Origin of the sequence: Dactylosporangium sp. CA-139066 (genome assembly GCF_050936175.1) — a bacterium.
In the GTDB taxonomy this organism is placed as follows: Bacteria; Actinomycetota; Actinomycetes; order Mycobacteriales; family Micromonosporaceae; genus Dactylosporangium.
Genome location: NZ_JBNJNH010000001.1, coordinates 7,460,147 through 7,474,906, shown reverse-complemented (window position 1 = coordinate 7,474,906; position 14,760 = coordinate 7,460,147). Strand labels below are relative to the sequence as shown.

General features: G+C 68.3%; 10 protein-coding genes and 1 pseudogene. 8 read left to right on the top strand and 3 right to left on the bottom strand.

Translation table 11 applies throughout. From position 1 onward, the window contains the following. The first annotated feature begins 105 nt into the window (after positions 1 to 105). The 3 genes from ACQEVU_RS34240 to ACQEVU_RS34230 all read left to right on the top strand — a co-directional run bounded on the left by ACQEVU_RS34240 (position 106) and on the right by ACQEVU_RS34230 (position 2,325). Positions 106 to 1,269, top strand: coding sequence for a radical SAM protein (locus ACQEVU_RS34240; protein ID WP_433330940.1), 1,164 nt, complete (start codon positions 106 to 108; stop codon positions 1,267 to 1,269). Continuing rightward, positions 1,266 to 1,427, top strand: coding sequence for a hypothetical protein (locus tag ACQEVU_RS34235; protein WP_433330938.1), 162 nt, complete (start codon positions 1,266 to 1,268; stop codon positions 1,425 to 1,427). The genes ACQEVU_RS34240 and ACQEVU_RS34235 overlap by 4 nt, the downstream gene beginning before the upstream one ends. Positions 1,428 to 1,512: 85 nt before the next feature. Next, positions 1,513 to 2,325: a hypothetical protein gene (locus tag ACQEVU_RS34230; RefSeq protein ID WP_433330936.1), complete on the top strand. Its 813-nt coding sequence runs from the start codon at positions 1,513 to 1,515 to the stop codon at positions 2,323 to 2,325. Between the two features lie 1,007 nt (positions 2,326 to 3,332). Here the strand turns inward: ACQEVU_RS34230 and ACQEVU_RS34225 are convergent. Further along, positions 3,333 to 4,250 carry a phosphotransferase family protein gene (locus tag ACQEVU_RS34225; protein ID WP_433330934.1) on the bottom strand — a complete coding sequence of 306 codons (918 nt, stop codon included), beginning with the start codon at positions 4,248 to 4,250 and terminating at the stop codon, positions 3,333 to 3,335. Next, complete coding sequence (locus ACQEVU_RS34220) at positions 4,240 to 5,619, bottom strand: tetratricopeptide repeat protein (protein ID WP_433330932.1); 1,380 nt, start codon at positions 5,617 to 5,619, stop codon at positions 4,240 to 4,242. The genes ACQEVU_RS34225 and ACQEVU_RS34220 overlap by 11 nt, the downstream gene beginning before the upstream one ends. A gap of 249 nt (positions 5,620 to 5,868) precedes the next feature. Here ACQEVU_RS34220 and ACQEVU_RS34215 point away from each other — a divergent pair. After that, positions 5,869 to 6,318, top strand: a pseudogene (locus ACQEVU_RS34215) (helix-turn-helix domain-containing protein); the annotation flags it as partial. Positions 6,319 to 7,187: 869 nt separating this feature from the next. On the opposite strand, the gene ACQEVU_RS34210 reads toward ACQEVU_RS34215, so the two are convergent. Further along, positions 7,188 to 7,895 carry an HAD family hydrolase gene (locus ACQEVU_RS34210; protein ID WP_433330930.1) on the bottom strand — a complete coding sequence of 236 codons (708 nt, stop codon included), beginning with the start codon at positions 7,893 to 7,895 and terminating at the stop codon, positions 7,188 to 7,190. Positions 7,896 to 7,966: 71 nt separating this feature from the next. Here ACQEVU_RS34210 and ACQEVU_RS34205 point away from each other — a divergent pair, with 71 nt between their 5' ends. From ACQEVU_RS34205 to ACQEVU_RS34190, 4 genes are all read left to right on the top strand, one after another. Beyond that, the gene (locus tag ACQEVU_RS34205; protein ID WP_433330928.1) at positions 7,967 to 9,175 is read left to right on the top strand and encodes a helix-turn-helix domain-containing protein; all 1,209 of its coding nucleotides are present in this window, start codon (positions 7,967 to 7,969) and stop codon (positions 9,173 to 9,175) included. Between the two features lie 1,152 nt (positions 9,176 to 10,327). Then, positions 10,328 to 12,763, top strand: coding sequence for a nitrate- and nitrite sensing domain-containing protein (locus ACQEVU_RS34200; protein WP_433330926.1), 2,436 nt, complete (start codon positions 10,328 to 10,330; stop codon positions 12,761 to 12,763). Further along, positions 12,760 to 13,206, top strand: a complete 447-nt coding sequence (locus ACQEVU_RS34195; RefSeq protein WP_433330924.1) for a roadblock/LC7 domain-containing protein — start codon at positions 12,760 to 12,762, stop codon at positions 13,204 to 13,206. Before ACQEVU_RS34200 ends, ACQEVU_RS34195 begins: the two co-directional genes overlap by 4 nt. Before the next feature lie 152 nt (positions 13,207 to 13,358). Further along, positions 13,359 to 14,705, top strand: coding sequence for an ABC transporter substrate-binding protein (locus tag ACQEVU_RS34190; protein ID WP_433330922.1), 1,347 nt, complete (start codon positions 13,359 to 13,361; stop codon positions 14,703 to 14,705). Positions 14,706 to 14,760: the final 55 nt, after the last annotated feature.

Genomic DNA, 14,760 nt, shown 5'->3' with positions numbered 1-14,760 from the left:
CGGGTGACAGAGGTTTGCTGGAACTACGTCGGATGCGTCGATCGCCGCGGACAGCGGCTCGGCGTTTCGTACCCGCGGGGCATGCCGAGAGGAGGACCGAGCGCGATGTACGCCGCGATCGTGAGCCCGCAGGAAGACCTCTTCATGGCCGTCCGGCCCGGACAACGCCGAGGCATGAGCCTGCCAGCGCCGTTCTATACCGAACTGCTCGACGCCAGCGAGGCGGGCTCCCCTGTCCCCGAGTGGTTCGCCCAGGGCGCACTGCGCCAGTGGGGCATCGACCTGACCGGTCGGCGCGTGGATGAGGCGCTCGTCGTGCGCAGACCCGCCGTCGGGCCGGTGACGTACAGCCGGGCCACGTACGAGATCAACAAGGGCTGCAACTTTTCCTGCGAACACTGCTACCTGGAACAACGGCCGTTCGCCGGCCTCCCGCTCGCCGGCAAGCTGCAGATGATCGACCTGCTCGCCGAGATGGGCGTGTTCTGGTTCCAGATCACCGGCGGCGAGCCGCTCATCGATCCGGACTTCCCCGCCACCTACACCCACGCGCACCGGGCCGGGATGATGATCGAAGTCCTCACCAACGGCTCCCGGCTGGCCCGGCCGCAGCTCATCGAGCTGTTCCGCGGCCGGCCACCGCACAAGGTCACGGTGTCGCTGTACGGGGCCAGCCCCGCCACCGCCGACCGGCTGACCCGCACCAAGGGCGCGTTCAAGACCATGCACGCTGGCGTCGTCGCCGCCCGCGCAGCCGGTGTGCCGGTAGAACTGACGATCATCATCACGCGGCACAACGCCGAGGACGTCGACGCGATGCGTGCGCTCGCTGACGACCTCGGTGTGCCCCGCAAGGAATACGCGATGATGTCGCCCACCTACACCGGCACAGCGGGGCCGCTCGACGCCCAGGCGCCCGGCTTCCTCGACGGCGGCTTTCTCGAGTCAGAAGCTCCCGGCGCGCTCGACCGGGGCGGGTCCTTCGACGCGTGCCCCGCCGGGCACACGTTCTTCCACATCGACCCGCACGGCCTCGCCACCATGTGCAAGATCGGCCGGGACAACCCGATCAACCTGCTGACCGAAGGACCGCACGGTCTCCTACGTCTGCCCGCCATCGCAGACGCCCAGATGCTTCGCACCGGTGGATGCACAGGCTGCACACTGGCGAGCACATGCCGGGTGTGCCGGCCGCTGGCCCGCATCTACCAGGAGGCGAAGGCGCCACTGCACACCTACTGCCAGCACGGCGAAAGGACACCGGCATGACCGCCGTACCCGTCACCATCAGCCGCCGGCCCCGAACCTCGGGCCGGCCCATCGCCAGCCGCACCCCCGCCCCGACCACCCTCGTCTTCCTCGACGACGTCGAGGCCGCGGCATCCGCCAACAGCGGCAGGTGCAACGACAGCAACCCGTACAACTAACACCGACACAACCCACCACATGGGGCCTCGGACGGCCGCCGACCCGGCCGGCCGAGGCGCCACACCGACCAGGATTGAGCGCCGCGTGCCGACCACCCGGATCACCTACACCGAATTGCCCGCAGTAGTCTGCGCGGCGATCGAACAGCGGATCGGCCCGCTCATCTCCTCCGAGTCCGCCAGCGCCGGCCGGAACAGCGCAGTCGCGGCCCGGCTGCGCACCGCGGCCGGGACCGTGTTCTGCAAGGCCCTGCCCGCCGACCACCGGTGGGTCTGGACCCAAGCCCGGGAAGCCGCCATCGCACCCCACCTGCACTCCGTCGCGCCGCGCCTCATCGGCAGGATCGAGACCGGCGGCTGGGACGTGCTGCTGTTCGAGGCGATCGAGGGCCGCCACGCCGACTACCGGCCCGGCTCACCCGACCTGCCTGCCGTCGCCACGCTGCTCGACGCCATCGCGGCAACCCCATGCCCGGCCATCCCGCTCCGTGACGCGGCCGAACGGCTCCAAGACTACGTGCGCGACCAGGCCGAGCTACGCTTCTTCACCGGCACGACACTGCTACACACAGACCTCAACAACGCCAACATCATCATCAACGCCGGCCAAGCCCGCATCGTCGACTGGGGCTGGGCCACCCGCGGCGCGGCATGGCTCGACGCCGCCTACTGGACGGTGTGGCTGACCGCCGCTGGCCACACCCCGGCGGATGCAGAGTCCTGGACATCGGTGATCTCGACCTGGTCAGCGGCACCCTCAGAAGGGCTCGATGCCTTCGCCGACGCCCAGGCCCGGCTGTGGTCGCAGATCGCCGGCAACACCGCCGATGACCCTTGGACCACGCAGCTTGCGGCAGGGGCCTGCCGCTGGGCTGAGTACCGCCGCAGCGCCGTGTGACCTCATGCGCCGATTTGTGCCGTCGGCAGCTGGTCTGCCGACTGCAGGTTCGGCGGCTCGCGCAGACCGCGATATTGCTGTCAACGCCGAGCCGCCCGCGACGCCCTCGTCACCGGCGCCGTGCCGTTCGGCCTCGCCGCCGTCGGCTTCGCGCTGCACTTCCTGGAGCGCATGGCCGCTGAACCTGGCCGCCGTCCCGGGCCAGGACGTGGACGGCCGCGGACTGGCGTTGCGGACGTGCTGCTGGTTTGCCCGAGGTGGTAGGCATTGATGTCCCACGCGGGTGTCCGGGGGGTCAACGACGATGGCGAATGGGGCGTGACCCTCGTCGGCGACATCAATGCCGTACGCCGGGGAACCAGGCGTCCGGGAATTCGCGCCGGCCGGCGCAGCGCCATCCCCGATGTCAGGCGGCGTGGATCGGGTCCGGCTCATCTTTGAGGCGGAGGCCGGTGCCCGCACTGCCCCTGCCCCGATCTACCAGCTCAGCCTGTACCTTAAGCCGCCATCAACCTGGAGCCCAGCGCAGCTGGAATAGGGCCGGTGGCGAGTCTGCGTCGTTGTAGCAGCATCGGCCCCGTAGCTTTCCCGATCCCGGCAGTACGGGATGGCACCAGGCGGCCGTCCGCCTCCGAGGCGTTCCCGGCCACGACGGGCAGCCGCCTACGCGCCTTCTGCTCGATCTACGCTCGCACTGGCTACGCCGACCCCGGGTGACTTAGCGGACGCGGGCTAGGCCGACGCTGACCAGGAGCTCGTCCGTGATGCCGAGCGCGTCCAGGCAGGCGCGGATGCCACGGTGGACTGCCAGCCGGCGGCACCAGCGTCGGAACGGTCACGTGCAGCACTGTTCCCGCCCGACCGATGGCCCCCGAACGCACCAATCCACATCTGCGGAGCGGACCCGTAGAGATAGATGCCTACGCGTGGCGGCCCAGGCCGCGGCGCACCGCCTCGACAAGATCTCCGTTGGTGTGGATCGCTCTTGTCGGACTGTTCCGCAGTGCTCAGCTGTATGTGGTCCATTTAGCTGACGTGTCGCCATTTCTAATGCTGTCGAATCGGAAACGCCATTGGTTGCGGATTCTTGGATTGGTGTTCAGGATCGGCAAGACGCTCGTGATGAGTTTCAGTTCCCGTATGCGCCGAAGAACATCGAAACCACTCCACTTCGTGACGTCGAAGCCGTAGTCGGACGCGAGAGTGTCGTGAGTGTCGCCGGGATAGTCAAACCGCAGCTTGCCGACGGCGGCCGGTGTGAGGTCCCACTCGCGGGGGCCGAGGCTCGTGGAGTCGAAGTCGCAGATGACCGGTCCGTCCGGACCCATGAGGACGTTGCCGGTGAATACATCGCCGTGGATCACGCCCGGCGGCAGAGTGAACTGGACAACCTTGAGGTCTTGCTCGAGTGAGGCGGTAATCCGTTCCAGGAAGGCCAGCTCGTCGTGTGACAGGCCGTCAGCGTCGTGGATTCGTTGCCGAATCTCGATGAATGGATTCCACGGCGGCAGGTCGAACGGTGGAACGGGGAGTGACTCGAACATGCGGATGATCGCGGCGAGGTCATGGCCAGTGGGTCTCGCCCCGGTCTCAGGCACCATCTGCCAGGCGGTAACCAGGTGGCCGTGAGCCACGATCGGCTGGTTGGCGGTGGAAATGAGCCTGACTGCCGCTTGATTCTGCTTGGCAAGCCAGTGTGCAACTCGGACGACTTTGGGGACGCGTTGCCGCATCGCTTCCGAACCCGCAATGCGAATCACGATCGACGCGTCGGCGAGCCGGAAGACCGCGTTGTTGGTGAACTTGATCAATGTTGCGTCGCGTACATCTACTTCAAGCTGTTCCCCCACAGCATGGAGGACCACGTCGAGGGTGGCGGGCGTCAGTCGATCGCGCTGCTGAGCGTTCAGGCCGTCAGGTGTCACACCCACGGAGCGTAGCAATCCGTGCTGCGAGGTCCCGCACGTCTGGTGTGCTGGCACGCGCATCAGCCTCGGCCTGCAACGGCGCCAGCCGATCGATGGTCCGCACTGAGCGAACGCGCTCGGCGAGATCGACTGCCTGATGGCCGGCGGCGACGCCTTCCGCGAGATTGCCCAACTGTAGGTGCACGGTGGCAACGGCAGTCAGTTCGAAAGTCTGACTTCGAGTGTCGGCATCGTCACGGAGCTCCAGGCAAGCCGTGAGGCTTGCCGCCGCCGCGTTGAGATGGGCGTCGTCGGCGTCATGCGGGAGTGCCGCATGGACCATGCCGGTCATGGCGGTCAGGTCAGCTTCGCCGAAGAACCGCACCCAGATCGGTGCGGAACTGAGCTGTGCGCGGCCGAACTCATCGCAGGCCCGGCCGATCGACTTCATAGCTTGAGCGGTGTCACCCAGCAGTCCGTACGCCCATGCCTCGTTCGCGCACAAGAGCGCAACGGTTAGTTCGCTGCCGGAGTCCTGCGCAGCTATCTGGCCAAGCTGGAAGAAGCGCAGCGCTTGCGTCAGGAGGCCGCGGTGCAGGTGAAGCCGGCCCATCCGGTAGAGGACGTTTGCGACGAGGGAGGCGTCTTCTGCATAGCGGGCCTGCTCGAGCGCGCGAGCGAAGTGACTGCGTGCAGCCGAGAAGAGCCCGACATCGAACGATGTCCAGCCGGCGAGGTTATGCAGGTCGGCGAGCGCCTGGTGAAGCCGGCGCTCGACCTCGGCACTGCGGTCGGCTGTCAGCAATCGTTGAGCCCAGCGGACCTGGGCGACCACCGCGTCACGACATGCCCCGCCCCCGTATCGGTAGTCGAGCACCCGCATTGTCGCAGTGACCTGCTCAATGTTCTCCACGTCGGCGGCTCCGACGTGGTCGGGCACGGGACTGCGGGCCGACTCAACTGGTTGCCACCATCTGGAGACATCCTGGACCGCAGCACCCATAGTGACGTTCGCGGCATGCGCGAGCAGCTGCCGGACCTCCTCGCGTTCGTCGGCGTCGATCGAGCAGGTCGCGGCGACCGTGTCGAGCACGTCCTCGGCGGTCGTGTCATAGGCCAGCCCCATGTAGCCGCGAGGCACGCCGAGGCCGTCCGCGATACGAACCAGCAACTCGTAAGACGTAATCCGCCGCCCGGTGTGCAGCACCGAGTAGATCTCAGACGGCGCTTGGCTGGTCAGCGAACCGATCGCCCGGTAGGACAGACCTGCATGGTTCAGTCGCTCGTAGACCGTCTTGAGGTCGTGACGTGCTAGCGCTGTGCGCATCGCTGGGTGCTCCAGCACCGCCGGCGGGACATCCGTCCGGGCAACCCAATCAACGGGCATGACTGTTCCCCCAGTGCGATCAAGTGTGTTCGTACGGTAGCGGCTTCTGCTGGGAAATTGAAGCGACTGAGCGCCTCGAATCTCGTTGTCGCAGTCACACAGCTCCTCGCTCCGGCGCTCGTCGCGGTTTCGCAAGCACGGGAGCCGCTGACTAGTTCGACTAGTCAGTCGAGGTAGCTGATTGTGCGACTGGGGCCTCGAACTATCGCCCCAGCTTGTCCGCGTTGCTCGTCCTATCGCAGGCTGTCGATGACTCAGGTTTGCGCTCGGGAATGGCGCGCCGTTGCGAAACCCGCACGCTCGCGTCCCTCAACGCGGTCGGCGCGTGGCGGCCTGAGTGCCGTCAATGCGGGAGGCGAATCGGTGGAGACCGCAACTGGTCCCATCACTGGACACATGCCGAGGCGTGGATCCGAGTGCGAGCGGACGCGGCGGAGCCTCACCGAAGCCGTCGACTCCGCAGTATCCGTTGGCATCGACTCCGCAGTCGAAGCGCCAACATCGGCTGGTCGAGTGGCCTCTGCGCAGGCCCACTTCGTTGGCGAACTGCGGCGTTCCCGACGAGCGGCCGGCGTCCCGCAGCGCGCCTTAGCTGAGACAGCGTTCGTGAGCCGCGAATGGGTAGCAAAGATCGAAACGGCTCATCGGTGGCCCAACCGTCAGTTCGTTCAGGCTGCAGGCCGACTGCTGGGCCGGGAAACCGAGCTGCTTGGGCTCTGGGAAATGGGCGAGGCAGAGCGGATCGCCACGAAGCGCCAACGAGCGATCGCCGACGACATCCGCCGCGTGGGGGATTCGATCACGACACATGGCGACCAGTATCTGCGGCAGGTGCTTAACAGCGCGCTCGACGATGCGTCAGCACCCGCGCCCGAAGTGATCGTCGCCGCAGCCGCGGCGTTGGCACACGTCGTCTCGGCTCGAGTCGATGGCAACGAAACGATGCGTCGAGTTGACGATCTTGAGCAGCGTCTACGCCGGCACGAGCACACTGGCGCCGCCGCCCTGCAAGATGTCGCACTCCTCGCACTTGACGTGGCTGACGCCTCGCAGCTCCTGGAACAGGTGCGCGGAGAGCATCTACAGGCGCAGCTCTCGCGGCTACTTAGCCGATTGATGCGGACGTTGGCGTCACGGATTGCCGCAGTTGACCCACAGTCTGTCGCGTCGACGTGGGCGTTGCTGGTGTCCCGGTTCGGCGAACCCACCGGACCTCATGCACCGATCGCGACCGTCGCCGACGGGGAGGGGCAAAACGCACTTGGCATCGGGACGAGAAGCTCGCAGCGAACGGCTGGGCGCGCGGCAGCCGAGGACCGTCAAGCCCAACACCGATCCACGGTCTGTCAGGGCGGGCGTCGGTCCCAAACTGTGACACTCATCCGTGCGCGCCCTGTGCAATCACGGACAGCCCGAGGCCGTCGACACGACTACTGTCGATGGCGAATCGGGCCTCCAATGCGAGGTCCCTAGCCCTACCTGGTCGCCGTCCTGGCGAGGCACGAATTCGCCACAGCGGCTGCGAGAGTTCGCCACCGCCCGCGCCTACGACCTGCCGATAGACAGCGCTAGGCAATGAGGAACGCGACAATTGTGTCGGTGTCGGTCAGGTCGCTCCACGCTGCGTCCGCTCCGGCTTTACGCAGCTGCTCGATACTTTCGTTTCCGGAGGCGACGCCAACCGCTTTCGCGCCGCCGCATAGACCTGTTCGGACGTCGTGCCGGCTGTCGCCGATCACGACCGTGCTGTTGCTGTTGAAGGGGGTGCCGTACTTGGCGGTGGCGCGCCGTTGGGCGACGGCGACGAGGTTGGGTCGATTGCTGTCGTCATCGCCGTAGGCGCTGACCTCGAGGTCGATGTAGCGGTCCAGGCCGAATACCTCGAGCTTGATTCGAGCGACGTCGCGGAGGTTGCCGGTCAGCACTGCCTGCACGATCTCCGGTCGTTCGGCGAGTGCGGCGAGCGTGGTGGTGGCCCCGGGCAGTATCCGGCCACGCCGAGCCAGGTCATCGCGGCGCCGGTCGTACTCTGCGGGAAGCTCGACCTGGTAGCGGGCAAGGTATGGCTCGTCTTCGTCGATGCCGTGCAACCGCAGCGTCGCGGTCAGTATCGACGGCTCCGTCTGCCCGGTCACCTCGGCCTTCTCGACCATCGCCAGGCCGGTGGCGGCCTGAAACGCGCTCGCATAGAGCTCGCCGCCCACGCCCCGCGTCTCGATGAGGGTGTGGTCGACGTCCCAGAGCACCAGGCGACGGGGCGATCGATGCGGGGTCATACCTCCAGTCTGCCAGGAAACGCGTAGCCTCTCAGATACCAGCGGGGCCGGCGCGGATGGGGGGCGACCGCGTGGAGATTGACCAGTGGGCGATCGGGCAACGCATTGCACAGCACCGGCTGCGCCGCGCGCTCACGCAGGACGAGTTGGCCGGCCTGGTCGGTATCTCGTTGTCGATGATGAAGAAGATCGAGTCCGGCACCCGGACGGTGACCCGGTTGGCGCAGCTGGTGCAGTTCGCGCAGGTGTTGCGAGTGTCCGACTTGCGGGATTTGACCGGTGTGCCGATGACGTTGCTGCCGGACGGCCGGCGCGGGCATCCGTCCGCCGAAGCCGTCCGTACCGCGTTGGTGGAGCGTGGCCATGGCGTCGAACCTGTCGGCCTAAAGGAGCTGCGCAGACTCGTGGCCCGGGCGTGGAACGCGTGGCAGGAACCTTCCATCTTCCGATACGACGCGGTTGGCCAGTACGTGGCCGACTTGGTGCGGCTCGTCCAGGCGGAAGTCAACACATCGGCTGGTCTGCCGCGGAGGCAGGGTCTGGCGTTAGCCAGCGCGGTCTACCAGCTCGCGCGGACTTGGACCAAACGAGTTGGTGAATATGACCTGTCGTGGGTGGTAGCCGATCGAGCGGTCACCTGCGCGCTCGAAGCCGACAATCCTGACCTTGCTGGCGCTGCCTCCTGGAACCTCGCCATGATCCTTTCGGCGCAGGGCAAGACGGAGCAGTCGCGGGCCGTCGTAGCAACTGCGATCGAGCAGCTCGGCTCTCTTGCCGGATCGGCACCCACACCTGCCCGGTTCGCCGTCGTCGGCGGGCTGCACCTGCTTGGCGCCACGGAGGCCGCTCGGGAAGACGATGCCAGCACTGCCCGCGATTTGCTCGACCGGGCCGCGACCATCGCCGGCCGGGTTGGAGAGACCAACCATCACTGGATGGTCTTCGGCCCGACGAACGTTGCCTTGCACCGGATCTCGACCGCGATCGAACTCGGTCGCACCCGCGACGCGCTCGAGCTCGTCGAACGGACTGATGTCCGCGAGGCCGCGTCGGTCGAGCGGCGGTTGACCTTCCACATCGACGCGGCCCGCTGCTACGCCCGCCGCGACAACCCGATCGCAGCGGTCCACATGATGGGCCGTGCGTCGCGCGAATCGTCGGACGAGCTGCGCTACAACCCGATGGCCAGGGAGACGTTGCGGCAGCTCGCTGCCACTGCCACAGCGGCGATCCGCCCGGATCTGGACCCGCTGTTGGAAGCGGCCGGCCTGACACCCTAGACCAATTTGCGGCATTGAGGGACACCCTAGGTGTCCCTCACCGCCAGTGCCTCACAGCATCCATCGCGATACGTACCGTCTCGACGTTCCACTCGCTCCCTTCCACCGGTGGGCGGGCATGCCGAGATCGTGAGGAGGCGCTGTCGTTGGACGCAGCCCACGCCCTCGGTCGGTCGCCCCACCACGGCCGCGAGCGACCGCGAGAAGGCATTCGCCGGTGCACTGCTGCGCTGCCCGCGTGGCAAAGCCGGAGGCAGACACTGGGCGTGCCACAGGCTGGAATTCCGGCCCCGCACCGTGTCTTCGTCGCGGGGTTGACGGGCACGTCCTCTGCGTGGTGGTCCGGCGCACGCATGATGCCGTGGTTCCGAACGTTGGTACACCCTCGCGGCATGACACCTGTACCGGCCGGCGCACTTCACGCCGCGGGCAAGTTCTGCGGGAATGAATAGGCCCCGGCCGGTACGCAGCGGGCACAAGGAGTTCGTCCGGCCACCGTGCGCTCCGGCCGCGTTGGTCGTCAGCTTCAGCCGGGGCCCTTGACGGGTGCGGGGCATGCGGAACGTTTGGCCGGGCAACGCCAACTGCGCGCGACAGGGCAAGCACGCAAGTCCAGGGAAATGGGGAGGCGTAGGGGTGGCTACCACCACCGCGGCAGTCGACGCCGACACGGCGTTGTTGGCGATGGGTGCCGTTCTGCATCGCGTGCATCGGACACTTGAAAGTGGCGGCTGCGCTGCTGGCTGCGAAGGGCCGTCAGCGTTGTGCGCCGGCCGGAGGCTCGGCACACACGCATTGCGGGCGGTCCATCGCCCATGGCACCAGCGGTTCACGGCCAGGGTAGATGTGCTCACCAGCGGACTGCAGCATGCCAACTAAGCGCCGCTCGGCGCCAAACGCCAGTCGATTGAACATGGACTCTGGCCAGGTTCGCACGGGTCGCGTTGTTGCCGCCGATCATCGGGATGGCTGTGCGCGGCCGTTGATTCCGGCCATAGCGGCGTTGCATCGGGTGTCAGCTGTTGAGGTGAACCGTTGATGTCGGCGACACGTGCACGGCCAACTGCGACTTCGGCATCCGGGCAGCTGCGTCGCCGGTGGTGGAGGCCCAGTGACGTCCCCATCCGGGTACAAGCGCTGTGGATTCTTACGGTGCCTGCGCTGGCACTGATGGCGGTCGCCGGGCTCGGGATGTACACGACGGCGAACGCGGCGGTACGTGCGGGCGAGACCCGTAGGATGGCGGAGGTTGGCGCCGGCGCGGCTGAGTTGACCGATGCGTTGCAGGCTGAGCGAGTCGCAGTGGCGACGGTGCTGTCTCCGACTGGCGGCGCGGCGGCGCGGATGGCGTACGAGGAGCAGATAACGCGGACGGCTGCGGCGGCCGACCGATTCGCGCAAGTGCGGGCGCAGCTGCCGCCACTGAAGGGCCGCATCCGCGAGGTCCTGGACCGCGTCGATGGTGGGCTGCGTGACGTGGCCGGGCAGCGGGTGCGGGTGCGGTCTGGGGCACCGGTGGCGCTGTCGACGTCGACCTTCTCCTACCGGATCGCGATCGCGGCGCTGATCGATTACCGGGAGGCGGTGGCGCAGGGTGCGGTGGCGCCGGATCTGGCGGGGCTGATCAGTGCTGGGGCGGCGTTGTCGCGGGCGAAGGAAGCGGTGGGTCTGGAGCAGGTCGCGGTGTTGCAGGCGTTGGCGTCCGGGGTGATGTCGCCGGCGTTGGCGCAGAACGTGGTGGCGGCTCGGGCGTCGTTCACCGGTGAGGTGGAGACGTTCCAGCAGTTGGCCGATCCGGCGTGGGTGCCGCTGCTACAGCGCAGTCTCAGCGGTGGCGAGGTCCTCGACGCGACGGTGCTGGCGGGCGGGGTCGCGCGGACGGGGGCGTCGGCTGCGGTGGTGCTGCCAGGTGGGGCGGCGGCATGGAACCGGGTGATGGGTGGCCGGGTGTCGCGGCTGCGGACGGTGGAGCAGCGCGTCGACGCCGACGTGGTGACCGCGGCTGCGGCGGCGCGTACTGGTCAGCTGCGGCAGGCGGCGGTGCAGGCGGGTCTGGTGCTGGGGGCGTTGCTGCTGGCGCTGGGGGTAACGGCGGTGGTGACCCGGTCGCTTGTGCGGCGGGTCCGGGCCTTGCAGGCCGGGGCGTTGCGGATCGGTCAGCAGCACCTGCCGGCGGTCACGTCGAAGCTGCGGACCGTAACGACCCTTGATGAGGCGCAGGAGGTTGCTGCGCAGGCTGCAGCGACGGCGGTGGTCGGGGTGACCGGCAGGGACGAGATCGGGGAGTTTGCTGCCGCGTTCGACACGCTCGTCGGTGAGGTGCTGCGGCGCAGTTCGGATCTGGCGGTCGAGCGGATCACCGCCGCGGGCCGGGTGCTGTCGTTGTCCCGGCGGGTGCAGGGCCTTATCGAGCGGCTGCTCGGTCATGTCGACGAGCTCGAACGCAAGACCGTCGACGCGGACGAGCTGGCGCGGATCTTCCAGATCGACAACAAGGCGGCGCAGCTACGGCGGCTGGTCGGCAATCTGCTGGTGTTGTCCGGCGGTGGTCACGGCACCGCGCATCGGCGCGCCGAGCCGCTTTTGGATCTCGTCCGGGGCGCCCAGTCGCAGATCGAGGACTACCAGCGCGTCCAGATCGGTGACCTGCCTGACGTGCTGGTAGATCCCCGGGCGGCGCTGGCGGTGGTACACATCCTGGCGGAGCTGATGGACAACGCGGCCCTGTACTCGATGCCCGAGCATGACGTGTTCGTGACCGGGTCCCGGCAGGCGGGGATGCTGTTCGTACAGGTCCAGGACCGGGGTGTGGGGATGTCGCAGGATGCCCTCGCCCGGACGAATGCGCTGCTGGATGAGCCGGCCGGTGACCTCGGCATCCTGCACAAGATGGGTCTTGCTGTAGTCGCACGTCTGGCCGGCCAGCTGGGCATCGAGGTCCGGCTTGAGCCGGCGCCAGCACGGTCGGGGCTGATCGGCTTGGTCCGGGTCCCGGCCATGCTGGTCCGTGACCCGTCGGCGTCCCCGACGGACCGCAGGGCCGCGTCCACGACTCCGCCGGCTCAGCCCGCGCTCCCGGCTGGTCCGGGGACGACGGTTGCGAGTACGTCCGCGTCGACCTGGACACCGGTGCCGACCTCTCGGTCTGGAGGCGGGCGGCACGCGAGGCCGGACAACGATGACGACCTCGTCCGGGCGGGTGCGCTGAGACGAGCGTCCCCGGTCCAGTCTCGCGGCGATGAGACGCCGACTGCGGTCCTGCCGGCGCTGACCGGCGTGCGTGAGCAGGCATCCCCGTGGATGTCCGGTCAGCCGTTGGGCGGCATGGCCGAGCCAGGCCAGGAGCTCGTCTCGATGACGGCGGAGTCCGCCCCCGTGCAATACACCGCGACGGGGTTACCGCGCCGCCCTCGCGACGCCGAGAATCGCGGCCCGGTCGCCGCGGCGGTCCCAGCTCCACGGACCCCCGAACCGCCGTTGCGGCGTGATCCCGCGGTGATCGGGGCGCAGGTCACCGCCACCGTCCGGGCACTGCACGCGCAACGCGTGCTGACGACCATCAACGGAAGATCCGGAGGAACCGCATGAACGTACTGCACGGCTACGACGGTGAGAACCTGCGGGCCGGTATCGACGAGAGCCAGGTCTCGATCCTACTCAACGATCTGCCCCGGCGGATGCCCGGCGTTGTGCACGCGATCGCCATGGCCGCCGACGGGATGAAGGTGGCCTGGACCGACCTGCTCGACGCCACCCACGCCGACAAACTGTCCGCGGCCGTATCGAGCCTGAGCACCCTCGCCACGACCGTGAGCTTCGAACTGGGCACCGGATCACCGTCCTACACCATGATCGTCATGGAGGGCGGGACCCTGCTGATCATGCCGGTCGGGAACCGGCTGTGCCTGGCCGCGCTAGCGCGACCCGATGCCGACATCGGCGGCGTTGCCGGTGAACTCGCCGCCACGGTCCAGCGCGTCGGCGAGCTCATCACCCCCGCCCAGCGCCAACCGGCGGCCGCTAGCCGCTAACACACCCCGGTCCTCTTGGCTGCCGGCTGCTACCGCCGCGCGGCCAGTCCTCCATGCCCATGTCCGGGCGCCGGCGGCAACCCACCGGCACCCCCATGGCAGCACCATGCGCCCCGGTTCGACCCGAAACCCCTCAACCAAAGGACAGACCGATGACTCGACATTCCCTGCGCGGCCTGGCCGCCTCGCTCACCGTGGCGGCCATGCTCGCGGTGGGCGGGTGCAGCAACTCCAGCATGGACTCGCAACCGGCCACCGGCGGTAGCGGCGGTGAGGTGAAGATCGGGCTGATCATCCCAAAGACCGGCGACTACAAGACGGTCGGCGACGACCTGCACGACGGGTGGCAGCTCTACCTCGACCAGCACGGCGGCATGCTCGGCGGGCGGAAGGTCACCATCGTGGAGGCCGACGAAGGTGACGGGGGGGAGACTGCCCGGACCGCGGCGAAGAAGATGCTCGAGCAGGACCGGGTCGTGGCGATCGTCGGCGGCGCGACCGCCCCGACGACGGCGACGCTGCAGCCCCTCGTCACCGCCGCGGGGGTGCCGTTCATCGGCACCGGTGGCCGGCCGTCGACGGTCAGCGACGTCTCGCACGTGTGGCACACGTCGTGGCTGTCGGAGGAGACCGGCGCCGCGGCCGCGGACTACGTCCGCACGACGGTGAACGGGCCGGTGTTCGCGATCGGCCCGAACTACATCGGCGGCAAGGACAACATCAACGGCTTCGTGAAGCCGTTCACCGCCGCGGGAGGGAAGCTCGCCAACGCCGGCGGTGAGCCGGAGTGGACGCCGTGGACCCCGCCGACGACCGAGTTCGCCCCCTACCTGACGAAGATCAAGAACAGCGGCGCGAAAGCGGTCTACGCCTTCTACGGCGGCAAGAGCGCCGCGGAGTTCATCAAGCAGTACAAGGAGTTCGGGCTCACGATCCCGCTGTACGGGCCGGGGTTCCTGACCGAGGGGCTGCTGCCGGTGCTGGGTGATGCCGGGGTCGGGGTGTGGACCTGCCTGAACTACGCCTCCACCTTGGACAACACGGCGAACCGGCAGTTCGTGGCCGCGTTCCAATCGAAGTATCAAGGCAAGGCCCCGAACCTGTACGACGTCACGGCCTGGGACGCCGCGCTCATCCTCGACCGGGCCATCACCGCCGCCACCCAGACCAGCACCGTCAGCCCTTCCGCGACCGCGTCCACCGCGGCGTCGCCGACCGGCACGGCGAGCGCGCCGCCGGCCACGGGTTCACCGGCGGCCGGTACCGCGACGCCGACCGGGTCGCCCCGCACCGCCAGTACGGGCGGGGTGGGCGTGGACCCGGCAGCGCTGAACGCGGCGATCGGCACGCTCGGGCAGATCGACAGCCCGCGCGGGCCGTGGCAGTTCGGGCAGCGCAACCACACGCCGGTGCAGAAGTGGTACCTGCGGCGCGTCCAGGCCGACGGCACCACCTTCAGCAACGTCGTCGTGCAGGAGCTCGCCACCCTCGGCGCCTGAACCTCTCACCCGTCAGCCCGCGGCGGCGGGGTACGCCTCCCTGCCCCGCCGCCGT

Coding starts and splice junctions, on each gene's coding strand:
- ACQEVU_RS34195 (WP_433330924.1), top strand. CDS start 12,760: ATGAACGTACTGCACGGCTACGACGGTGAGAACCTGCGGGCCGGTATC.
- ACQEVU_RS34220 (WP_433330932.1), bottom strand. CDS start 5,619: ATGCCCGTTGATTGGGTTGCCCGGACGGATGTCCCGCCGGCGGTGCTG.
- ACQEVU_RS34190 (WP_433330922.1), top strand. CDS start 13,359: ATGACTCGACATTCCCTGCGCGGCCTGGCCGCCTCGCTCACCGTGGCG.
- ACQEVU_RS34240 (WP_433330940.1), top strand. CDS start 106: ATGTACGCCGCGATCGTGAGCCCGCAGGAAGACCTCTTCATGGCCGTC.
- ACQEVU_RS34210 (WP_433330930.1), bottom strand. CDS start 7,895: ATGACCCCGCATCGATCGCCCCGTCGCCTGGTGCTCTGGGACGTCGAC.
- ACQEVU_RS34235 (WP_433330938.1), top strand. CDS start 1,266: ATGACCGCCGTACCCGTCACCATCAGCCGCCGGCCCCGAACCTCGGGC.